Below are 10,370 nucleotides of genomic sequence, written 5' to 3'. Positions count from 1 at the left end.
CAACTACAAACTACCCCTGCACGTTTGGTTCGTCTTCTTTAATTTTCAAAGGTCTTTCCTGTCTGCTCTCTCAAGCGACAACTATATCAGTATATCACCTCATTTTCGCTTTGTCAATAACTTTTTTCTTTTTTTTCTACTTTTTTTCATTTTTTATTAAAATTTGAAATTTGGAGTGTATCTTACAGCACTTTACAAGGGGATAGTTTATGTTTATCACTCTATCTGCTCCTCCTTTGTGAGGTGTTGACGAAGAGAGCGTAGCAACCTCTGGCGACCTTTGAAGCGGGCACCACTCACTAGCGTATCATACATTTTTGAATCATCAGGACTCAGCTGAGAACGGTAGCGTGCTAGTGAATCACGGAGACAAACTAATTCATCTGTAACAAGCCCTCCACTGCTAACCATATGGGAAATTTCTCCAATTTCTTCGTAATGTAGACGGTCAAACCCTCGTTTCTGAGTACTTTGTTTCCGGAGCATATCATTGACGTAATTGCGAAATTTTACCTTAAAATATCGTAACAATCGTGACTCATCTTTTACTATCCCTTCTTCTTGTTGCAGCAAGCGATACAAAATATACATTCCCTCTTGGTCCCAATCTTCTGCTTCCCATAATTTGACATAATATTCCCGCCGTGTCTTTTGAACAATTGGTCGTACCTTAGTATATACCTCTTTAAATTCCATACTTCCCCTCCTTTGTTCTAGGGTTCATTTAGTCACTCTATCGCCTATTGTTGATATTGTTCATTCGTCTTACCTAACTTCAATTATACTTAAGACTCATGTCTACTTCTAATATTAAATAAGAACTAAAAGAATATTATATTTTATAGAAAGTATACCCAATTAAAGAAAAAATAAAAAGGACTTTTTTGTCCTAAATACTGAGTAACTAAACCATTCTTACACTCCTTTGGTTTTAAGCTAGTATCCCAGTTTCACTTTGTTTTTCAAAATAGTACAGAACCTTTTAACAGAAATGAAAACACATGAATCCGTTGGTATTGGGAAGGTTCGATACCACTTATAGTCAAGGAGTCTTTTATCAGAACTGTCTAAATGAGTGATACTGCCGTAGATGACGTGGTAAACACCAGCTTCTATTTATTCTTTGAACGACTGGAAAGGAGTCTCGTACCAGTCATTTACGGACATAAAGGCTATATGGATAAGAAAGTTAAAGCAGAATTAATAGTACATTGTGGAATCAATCAAGTTAATTTCTCAACTCATGAGCAATAGGACCTATAAGCCCTAGTTTGAAACGACCACAATCCGTCGTTTACACAAGCCAATCGAAATAAACAATCTTTTCAAGTCTGGAACGATTTAGAGTAGAAACTTTCGCTCTAGCACTAAAATCTAAAGTAGAAACTACCTTACTCATGTATTGGTTCATTCTCGAAAAGGGTAAACTGAGTTGTGACGAACCCTATCCTATACTTGATAAACAAGTACTATCTTCTATCTGACAAGCTTTCACAATCTGGAATTATGAAAGCTTGCCAGGTACAGATAGCGAACCAGCCTCCTCGAAACCTAAAGTAGAGCCAACGTTCAGCTAGGCGAAACAAAAAGGGAAAAATTGAGCCGGTGAGTATCAGTTTGTAGCCGTTCACTACAGTTAACAGTAAGCCTCAAAAAAGGCTCTGTAATCTTCATAGTGCTTTTATCCACTTCAGAATATTACAGAGTCATAAAAAAACACCTGCTTGCGGAATCGTTTTTCTACAAAGCGATTTCGTAAACAAGTGTTGCATTTTACATCTGATGAGTGTTCCCGCTGGGAAAACCCAGCGGTAGACCAGAGCTAGACTAAGAATGTGCTGACATTCCATCATCATAACACTCAACAAAATTGATGATCTTATACAAGTTCAATGATTGCCATTGGCGCAGCATCACCACGACGTGGTTCAGTTTTTAAGATACGAGTGTATCCACCATTACGTTCTGCATAACGAGGAGCGATTTCAGAGAACAATTTTTGAAGAGCTGTAGTTGATGTGTATTTATCAGTCGCTTCATCATAGTTTTCTGATGCAATTTCGTTGCGAACAAATGCTGCTGCTTGACGACGAGCGTGCAAGTCACCACGTTTACCAAGTGTAATCATTTTTTCAACTGTTTTTCGGATTTCTTTTGCACGAGCTTCAGTTGTAACGATTGATTCATTGATCAAAAGATCTGTTGTCAAGTCACGAAGCATTGCTTTACGTTGTGAGCTAGTGCGTCCTAGTTTACGGTAAGCCATGTATTCCTCCTTTTATTTATCTTTTTTTAATCCCAAACCAAGGTCAGCCAATTTAACTTTGACTTCTTCAAGACTCTTGCGTCCAAGATTGCGTACTTTCATCATTTCTGGTTCCGTTTTTTCTGTTAAATCAAATACAGTATTGATACCTGCACGTTTCAAACAGTTATATGAACGAACAGACAAGTCCAATTCTTCAATCGTACGATCCAACATACGATCATCTGATGCTTCTTCAGCTTCTTTCATCACTTCTGCTGATTTTGCTACTTCTGTCAAATCAGTAAATAGACCTAAGTGCTCCATCAAAATACGTGCAGAAAGTCCTAAAGCATCTTCTGGAATGATTGTTCCGTTAGTCATGATTTCAAGTGTTAATTTGTCAAAACCGTCATTGCTACCAACACGAGCTGGTTCAACTTGATAATTGACTTTCTTTACTGGCGTGTAGATAGAATCTACTGCAAGTGTTCCTACTGGCGCATCATCTTTTTTATTTCCTTCAGCCGGCACATATCCACGACCTACATTCACAGTCATGATTGCTTTAAAGCTGGCACCCTCACTGATTGTAAAGAGATAATGGTCTGGGTTAACAATTTCAATATCACTATCTGTCAAGATATCTCCTGCAGTAATTTCCGCTGGACCTGTAACATCAAGTTCTATCGTCTTTTCGTCTTCGACATAAGATTTTACAGCAATGCCTTTGATGTTCAAAATAATTTGCATGACATCTTCACGGACACCTGGAACTGTGTCGAACTCGTGTAGTACACCGTCAATTCTAATAGACGTTACTGCTGCACCCGGTAGTGAAGCAAGGAGTACACGACGAAGTGAATTCCCAAGAGTTGTTCCATAACCACGTTCTAATGGTTCCACAACAAATCTGCCGTAATCTTTATTTTCATCAATTTTTGTTATAGTTGGTTTTTCAAACTCAATCATTTCTTACTCCCTCTTAAACGAAAAGCAGTGTATCGTTAGTTGATTATACACGGCGACGTTTTGGAGGACGAGCACCATTGTGTGGTACAGGAGTCACATCACGAATTGCTGTTACTTCAAGACCAGCTGCTGCAAGAGCGCGGATAGCCGACTCACGACCTGAACCTGGACCTTTTACTGTAACTTCAACTGTTTTAAGACCGTGTTCTTGTGCAGATTTAGCAGCTGCTTCTGAAGCCATTTGAGCCGCAAATGGTGTGGATTTACGAGAACCTTTAAAACCAAGAGCACCAGCTGATGACCAAGCAATCGCATTACCATGCACATCAGTAATCATAACAATCGTGTTATTAAATGTAGCGTGAATGTGTGCAATACCAGATTCGATATTTTTTTTCACACGACGCTTACGTGTTGGTTTAGCCAATTTTTCTACCTCCTATTTTATTTTTTCTTACCTGCAATCGCAACAGCTTTACCTTTACGAGTGCGAGCGTTGTTTTTAGTGTTTTGTCCACGGACAGGAAGTCCACGACGGTGACGAATTCCACGGTATGAACCGATTTCCATCAAACGTTTAATGTTCAAGTTTACTTCACGACGAAGATCACCCTCAACTTTAATCGCATCTACTTCACGACGGATTGCATCTTCTTGATCAGAAGTCAAATCTTTGACGCGAACATCTTCTGAGATTCCAGCTGCTGCAAGAATTTTTTTAGATGTTGCAAGACCGATACCGTATACGTAAGTCAATGAAATAACTACACGTTTGTCGTTTGGAATATCAACTCCAGCAATACGAGCCATTTTTTCTCCTTTCTATCTTATCCTTGACGTTGTTTGTGTTTTGGATTTGCTGGGCAAATTACCATAACACGACCATTACGACGAATAACTTTACAATATTCGCAAATTGGTTTGACCGATGGTCTTACTTTCATGTTTAATCCCTCCAAGTATTTCGACTATTTAAAGCGGTATGTGATACGTCCACGTGTCAAATCGTATGGACTGAGTTCAACCGTTACGCGATCACCCACTAAAATGCGAATATAGTTTTTGCGGATTTTTCCTGAAACAGTTGCAAGAACTTGGTGTCCATTTTCTAATTCAACAGTAAACATAGCATTTGGCATGGTATCAACTACCTTACCTTCAATTTCAATCACATCTTCTTTTGCCATGCAAAAGTATCCCCCTCTAAATTTCGATTTGATGTCCTCTGAACACAGAGGTAACAATTATAAGTCAGACTAAGCTATTCTATCATTTTCAGCAAGAAAACGCAAGCTAAATTCCCTATTTTATTGCAATTTTGCTAGAACTTTTTCAATATCCGCAAAGACGACTTCGATGTCTTGATCACCTTCAATATCATGTACTAAACCTATGGCACGATAGTGTTCAATAATTGGTTGACCTTGAGCAATATTGACTTCTAAGCGATGTTTAACAGATTCTGGTTTGTCATCTTCGCGTTGGTAGTAATCTTTTTCATCGTACCCTGCTGCAGGTGGGTTAAAAATCTTATGGAACGTTTCTCCTGTTTTGCGATGAATAATTCGTCCGCTGAGACGCTCTACTAATTTAGCTGCTTCAATCTCAATATTGATAACTCCGTCAAGCTCAATCCCAAGATTTTTCAAAGATTGGTCCAAAGCGTGCGCCTGCTCAATGGTACGAGGATAGCCGTCCAATAAGAACCCTTTTTCCTTGATATCACCTTGTGCCAAACGCTCTCTGACAATACCATTCGTCACTTCATCAGGTACCAAATCGCCTTTATCCATATAGGATTTTGCCAACAAACCCATCTCTGTCTGATTTGCTATTGCTGCACGGAACATATCACCTGTTGAAATATGCACAATGTCAAATTTTTCAACAATTTTTGCGGCCTGCGTTCCTTTACCAGCACCTGGCAAACCCATAATTAAAAGATTCATGATAAACTCCTTATTTTGTTTTCACATAAATTTGCCACGATTGACAAACTTATCAAAAAACAAAATAGAGAGGCTGGGCAAAATGTGCTCAGCTTCCTATTTTTATTATCATCCACAAATGTCCATAGAACGTTGATAGCTCAATCATTCTATAAACTTCGTCAACAGTATGCAAAATCAATTTCTACAAAGTCGCAATTTTGGTTTTGCCCTCTATTTCTGTTTCCATGAATCCAACATACTTTCTCTTAAGCAAGTAACCCTCTAATTGCTTGATTCCCTCAATACTTGTCATAATGACAATAATCAAACTTGTACCGAGAAAGGCAATTTTTGAGGTAAGTCCAAAGACATTTTGCGCAAGAATTGGTAACAATGCAACAAATCCTAGGAATAGAGATCCAACTGTCGCAAGGCGCATCAATAATTTTGAAAAGTATTCTTCTGTCCCTTTACCTGGACGCACTCCATGGATATAAGCTCCACTCTTCTGAAGATTCTCTGCAGCTTTTTCTGGATTCACCTGAACGAAGCTATAGAAGAAAGTAAAGAGAATAATCAATACAGCATAAACAATCATCCCTTTGATTGTAGAGTAATCAAAGTATTCTCGAATATTTGATAGCCAAGAAATATTCTTGTTCTGGCTCGCAAAAAATTGGAGCAGAGATGTCGGAATAGCTGTGATTGATCCTGCAAAGATGACTGGAATAACACCTGCTGGATTTAATTTAAGTGGCAAATACGAACTTGTCGGTGCACCTTGAGCGCGCTTGGTGTATTGGATTGGAATTTTATACTCTGCTTGTTGTACAAAGGTTGTAAAATAAACAATTCCTAAAACAGCTACCAACAATACACCGACTAACAGCGCAGATTCTCCCAAACGACTTGATTCGATGTTGACAAAGCGATCAATATAGATATCGTGAAGTGTATCTGGTAACGACGAAATAATTCCAGCAAAGATAATCATGGAAGTTCCATTGCCATATCCTTTATCCGTAATTTGTTCTCCTAACCAGGTCACAATAGCTGAACCGGTTGTCAAAATTACTCCAATGACAAGATAGGTTTTCCAATTTAGAGGCATGGTTGTCAGCTGGGCACCTGACAAGGCATTAAAACTTGCAGTAATTCCGACTGACTGGACAAAAGCCAAAGCCAAGGAAATATAGCGTGTTGCTTGATTCAGCTTACGACGCCCAACTTCCCCTTGCTTACCCCATTCCACAAATTTAGGAACGAGATCCATCTGCATCAACTGAACAATAATCGAAGCAGTGATATATGGACTTACACCTAATGCAAAGATTGAGAAATTACGCATTGCATTCCCTGAAACCAGACTCAACATATTCAAAAATGGAATACTTGATAAGGCTTCAAGACTTTTAACGTTCACTCCTGGAACTGTAATGTGAGTTCCCATACGAAATACAAATAAGATAAAAATCGTGAACAAGATTTTTGTACGAACATTCTTCACCTTAAATGCATCTTTTAATAGTTTAAAAAACATAGGTCACCTCTCTTAGATGACTTCTACTGAACCACCTTTGGCAGTGATAGCTTCTTCAGCTGATTTAGAAAATTTCGCTGCTTTCACAGTTAATTTTTTCGTCAATTCACCATTACCAAGGATTTTGATCCCTGATTTCTCAGCTTTGACGATACCAGATTCAACAAGCACAACCGGTGTTACTTCTGCGCCATCTTCAAAAACATTCAACTGATCAAGGTTAACAATCGCATATTCTTTTGCGTTGATATTTGTGAATCCACGTTTTGGAAGACGACGGAACAATGGAGTTTGTCCACCCTCAAACCCTAAACGCACGCCACCACCGCTACGAGCCTTTTGACCTTTTTGACCACGACCCGAAGTTTTACCGTTACCTGATGAGGTACCACGACCAACGCGGTTGCGAGTTTTACGAGATCCTGTAGCAGGTTGTAATTCATGAAGTTTCATTTATTCTTCTCCTTATGTGTAAAATGCTAGCGCCTTTAGGTTGGGTAAGGCCTCAACCTAAAAACTCGCCTATACAAAATCGACAGTAAGTCGCAAAGATTCCTCTGAGCGACTTCGTCATGTGTTTAATTTGGAACGTGACGTTTCGTCTTGTTTCCTATTTTACTTCTTCAACAGTTACCAAGTGAGAGATTGCATTGACCATCCCAAGAATAGCAGCGTTATCTTCTTTGATAACTGAACTGTTTAATTTGCCAAGTCCAAGGGCAACAACTGTCTTACGTTGTTCTGGTTTGCGACCGATTGGAGACTTAGTCAAAGTAATTTTAATTTGAGCCATGTTATCCCCTTTCTTATGCTAAATCAGAAACTGAAATGCCACGAAGTGCAGCTACTTCTTCAGCACGTTTCAATTGCTTCAAGCCTTCAACTGTTGCACGAACAATGTTGATTGGTGTGTTTGAACCAAGTGACTTAGATGTCACATCAGCGACACCTGCCAACTCAATAACCGCACGAGTAGCACCACCTGCAGCAACTCCAGTTCCTTCTGCAGCTGGTTTCAACATAATGCGGGCTCCACCAAATTCTGAACGAACTTCGTGAGGAATAGTTGTACCAACCATTGGTACTTCAATCAAGTTTTTCTTAGCAGATTCAACTGCCTTACGGATAGCTTCTGGTACTTCTTGTGCTTTACCAGTACCGAAACCTACACGACCATTACGGTCACCAACAACCACAAGAGCTGCAAAGCGAAGACGACGTCCACCTTTAACAACCTTTGTAACACGGTTGATGGCTACTACGCGTTCTTCAAATTCAACTGCGTTATCTTTAAATGCCATTTCTTAGTGTCCTCCCTATTAGAATTTCAATCCGTTTTCACGAGCTGCTTCAGCCAATGCTTTCACACGTCCGTGATAGAGATATCCACCGCGGTCAAAGACCACTTCAGAAATACCTTTCGCTACTGCGCGTTCAGCAACGAGTTTACCTACAACAACGGCTTGTTCTGTCTTAGTACCTTTTGAAACTTCTTTATCAAGAGTAGAAGCGCTTGCGAGCGTTACACCCGCTACGTCATCAATCACTTGAGCGTAGATGCCTGTATTAGAACGGAAAATGTTCAAACGTGGGCGAGCAGCAGTTCCAGAGATTTTACCGCGAACACGACGATGGCGTTTTTGGCGGATTTTATTTTTATCTGGTTTTGAAATCACAATTTTCACCTCTTAATTATTAATCATACCTGTATGAGATATGTTGGAATATAATGTACGATGTGGAAACACCACCCGTAAACATTATTATTTACCTGTTTTACCTTCTTTACGGCGAACAAATTCACCGACATAACGGATACCTTTACCTTTATATGGCTCAGGAGCACGAAGGCTACGGATATAAGCTGCTGTTTGACCAACAACTTCTTTGTTGATACCAGACACGATGATTTGTGTTGGTGCAGGAACTTCAAATGTAATACCCTCTGGTGCAATCACTTCATCAGGATGTGATTTACCAACAGCAAGTGTCAATTTGTTACCTGCAAGTTGCGCACGATAACCGACACCACGCATTTCAAGTTCTTTTTTGAAGCCTTCAGAAACACCAACAACCATGTTGTTGAGGTTGGCACGGCTTGTACCGTGAATAGTCTTCATTTCTTTTGAATCGTTTGGACGGTGAAGAGTTACTTCCGTACCTTCCACACGGATTTCAATAGCAGTTGGGAATTCACGAGTCAATTCCCCTTTAGGTCCTTTTACCGTTACTACACCGTTATTTTGCAAAAGCTCAACGCCAGCAGGTAGTGTAATAACTTTATTACCAATACGTGACATATTTTTATTTCTCCTGTTAAATTGTCAGGCCGAATACGACCAGTTTTCACGGGGGGAACAAGATACAAAGCCGTTAAGCAACTCGAAGAAAAATAGAACACTCGACTGCCGATGCAATCGCATCCAGGGAAAGTTTTTCTGTTTTCAAAGAGTTGTAGGCATGTTCAATTAGTATATCTTGTTCTTGTTTGGTTCCATGATTCCAAATAACCAGTAAATCTGATTTGAACACGCACGAAGAACTGTGCAAAATAGACAAACTACACCAGTTTCCTAATCTCGCTGTGTTCTTTGCGTGCTTTGTATCATGAGTTTTAAGTTTGAACTTAATGCTCTCACATCTTGTAATTTGAGCACGGACTAAAATGCACCGATACTTTCAAACCAAGCAATCCGGTTTGAACTCACACGGAGCCCTGTGTGAAAAAGATGAAATTGTCTAGGCTCATCGATCCGTCATCAATTTCTCTATTTTCACATTGATTTCTAGCGTGCTTAGTATCATAATGTTACCAAACGTATGCGATAACTTCTCCACCAACATTCTTTTGACGTGCTTCTTTATCTGTCAAAAGACCTTCTGACGTAGAGATAATTGCAATCCCAAGTCCGTTAAGAACTTTAGGAATATCTTCACGTTTTGAGTAAACACGAAGACCTGGTTTTGATACACGTTTCAAGTTTGTGATAACTTTTTCCCCATTTGGCCCATATTTCAAAAATACGCGCACAATGCCTTGTTTGTCATCTTCAATGAACTCAACGTTTTTTACAAAACCTTCATTTTTAAGAATTGTAGCAATTCCTTTTTTGATATTCGATGCAGGTACTTCAAGAACTTCATGTTTTGCTTGGTTTGCATTACGAATGCGTGTCAAAAAGTCTGCAATTGGGTCAGTCATAACCATTTTAAAATTCTCCTCTTACTAGTAGTTTGAAGTTTTCACTTGCTAGTTAATAATGATAGCACGGACTAAAATCCTAGTGAAAAAGATAGCCTTTCTGGAATGTTTTCAAAACTCCACGTCAGGCTCCTATTTTCATACGGATTTTCAGCGTCCGTTGCATCATGCTTTTAATTGAGTTCGAGCTACAACTTTAGCAAAGAAGATAGATTTTCCTAGAAGTACGCTTCATCGTCAAATCTCCTATCTTTGCGTTGGTTGCTGAACGCTCTCACATCTTGAAATTACCAAGAAGCTTTAGTAACGCCTGGGATTTGACCTAAGTAAGCCAAGTCGCGGAAGCATACACGGCAAAGTTTGAATTTGCGGTAAACTGAATGTGGACGTCCACATTTTTCACAACGAGTATATGCTTGCGTAGAGAACTTAGCTGGGCGTTTGTTCTTAGCGATCATTGATTTTTTAGCCATTTATTCT

The 10,370-nt window shown here is 39.4% G+C and carries 16 protein-coding genes; all 16 read right to left on the bottom strand.

What is annotated here, in order from left to right:
* Positions 1 to 216: 216 nt before the first annotated feature.
* A complete protein-coding gene (locus E4T79_RS07770; RefSeq protein WP_135029190.1) occupies positions 217 to 696 on the bottom strand; it encodes a sigma-70 family RNA polymerase sigma factor in 480 nt (159 codons plus the stop codon).
* Between the two features lie 1,183 nt (positions 697 to 1,879).
* Complete coding sequence (gene rplQ / locus E4T79_RS07765; protein ID WP_000331493.1) at positions 1,880 to 2,266, bottom strand: 50S ribosomal protein L17; 387 nt, start codon at positions 2,264 to 2,266, stop codon at positions 1,880 to 1,882.
* 12 nt (positions 2,267 to 2,278) lie between these two features.
* On the bottom strand, positions 2,279 to 3,217 hold the full coding sequence (locus tag E4T79_RS07760; RefSeq protein WP_135029188.1) for a DNA-directed RNA polymerase subunit alpha: 939 nt from the start codon (positions 3,215 to 3,217) through the stop codon (positions 2,279 to 2,281).
* 43 nt (positions 3,218 to 3,260) lie between these two features.
* Positions 3,261 to 3,644, bottom strand: a complete 384-nt coding sequence (gene rpsK / locus E4T79_RS07755) for a 30S ribosomal protein S11 (protein ID WP_004195509.1) — start codon at positions 3,642 to 3,644, stop codon at positions 3,261 to 3,263.
* 17 nt (positions 3,645 to 3,661) lie between these two features.
* On the bottom strand, positions 3,662 to 4,027 hold the full coding sequence (gene rpsM, locus E4T79_RS07750; protein WP_002936622.1) for a 30S ribosomal protein S13: 366 nt from the start codon (positions 4,025 to 4,027) through the stop codon (positions 3,662 to 3,664).
* 17 nt (positions 4,028 to 4,044) lie between these two features.
* On the bottom strand, positions 4,045 to 4,161 hold the full coding sequence (rpmJ, locus tag E4T79_RS07745; protein ID WP_001808836.1) for a 50S ribosomal protein L36: 117 nt from the start codon (positions 4,159 to 4,161) through the stop codon (positions 4,045 to 4,047).
* 24 nt (positions 4,162 to 4,185) lie between these two features.
* Positions 4,186 to 4,404 (bottom strand): translation initiation factor IF-1, encoded by a 219-nt coding sequence (gene infA / locus E4T79_RS07740; RefSeq protein ID WP_002936627.1) that lies wholly within the window; start codon positions 4,402 to 4,404, stop codon positions 4,186 to 4,188.
* A 120-nt stretch (positions 4,405 to 4,524) separates the two neighbouring features.
* Positions 4,525 to 5,166 (bottom strand): adenylate kinase, encoded by a 642-nt coding sequence (locus E4T79_RS07735; protein ID WP_135029186.1) that lies wholly within the window; start codon positions 5,164 to 5,166, stop codon positions 4,525 to 4,527.
* A gap of 184 nt (positions 5,167 to 5,350) precedes the next feature.
* Positions 5,351 to 6,688 carry a preprotein translocase subunit SecY gene (gene secY, locus E4T79_RS07730; protein WP_135029184.1) on the bottom strand — a complete coding sequence of 446 codons (1,338 nt, stop codon included), beginning with the start codon at positions 6,686 to 6,688 and terminating at the stop codon, positions 5,351 to 5,353.
* A 12-nt stretch (positions 6,689 to 6,700) separates the two neighbouring features.
* Positions 6,701 to 7,141, bottom strand: a complete 441-nt coding sequence (rplO, locus tag E4T79_RS07725; RefSeq protein ID WP_135029182.1) for a 50S ribosomal protein L15 — start codon at positions 7,139 to 7,141, stop codon at positions 6,701 to 6,703.
* A 157-nt stretch (positions 7,142 to 7,298) separates the two neighbouring features.
* Complete coding sequence (gene rpmD, locus E4T79_RS07720; protein WP_075099711.1) at positions 7,299 to 7,481, bottom strand: 50S ribosomal protein L30; 183 nt, start codon at positions 7,479 to 7,481, stop codon at positions 7,299 to 7,301.
* A gap of 13 nt (positions 7,482 to 7,494) precedes the next feature.
* Positions 7,495 to 7,989, bottom strand: a complete 495-nt coding sequence (gene rpsE, locus E4T79_RS07715) for a 30S ribosomal protein S5 (RefSeq protein WP_135029180.1) — start codon at positions 7,987 to 7,989, stop codon at positions 7,495 to 7,497.
* Between the two features lie 18 nt (positions 7,990 to 8,007).
* The gene (gene rplR, locus E4T79_RS07710) at positions 8,008 to 8,364 is read right to left on the bottom strand and encodes a 50S ribosomal protein L18 (RefSeq protein WP_067087634.1); all 357 of its coding nucleotides are present in this window, start codon (positions 8,362 to 8,364) and stop codon (positions 8,008 to 8,010) included.
* A gap of 87 nt (positions 8,365 to 8,451) precedes the next feature.
* Complete coding sequence (rplF, locus tag E4T79_RS07705; protein ID WP_135029178.1) at positions 8,452 to 8,988, bottom strand: 50S ribosomal protein L6; 537 nt, start codon at positions 8,986 to 8,988, stop codon at positions 8,452 to 8,454.
* 509 nt (positions 8,989 to 9,497) lie between these two features.
* A complete protein-coding gene (rpsH, locus tag E4T79_RS07695) occupies positions 9,498 to 9,896 on the bottom strand; it encodes a 30S ribosomal protein S8 (protein ID WP_075099715.1) in 399 nt (132 codons plus the stop codon).
* A 281-nt stretch (positions 9,897 to 10,177) separates the two neighbouring features.
* Positions 10,178 to 10,363, bottom strand: a complete 186-nt coding sequence (locus E4T79_RS07690; RefSeq protein WP_002936651.1) for a type Z 30S ribosomal protein S14 — start codon at positions 10,361 to 10,363, stop codon at positions 10,178 to 10,180.
* Positions 10,364 to 10,370 lie beyond the last annotated feature (7 nt).

This window comes from Streptococcus sp. LYSM12 (assembly GCF_004569635.1).
Taxonomy (GTDB): Bacteria; Bacillota; Bacilli; order Lactobacillales; family Streptococcaceae; genus Streptococcus.
Note: the sequence above shows the minus strand (reverse complement) of the source record. Positions and strands in the feature narration are given on the sequence as shown.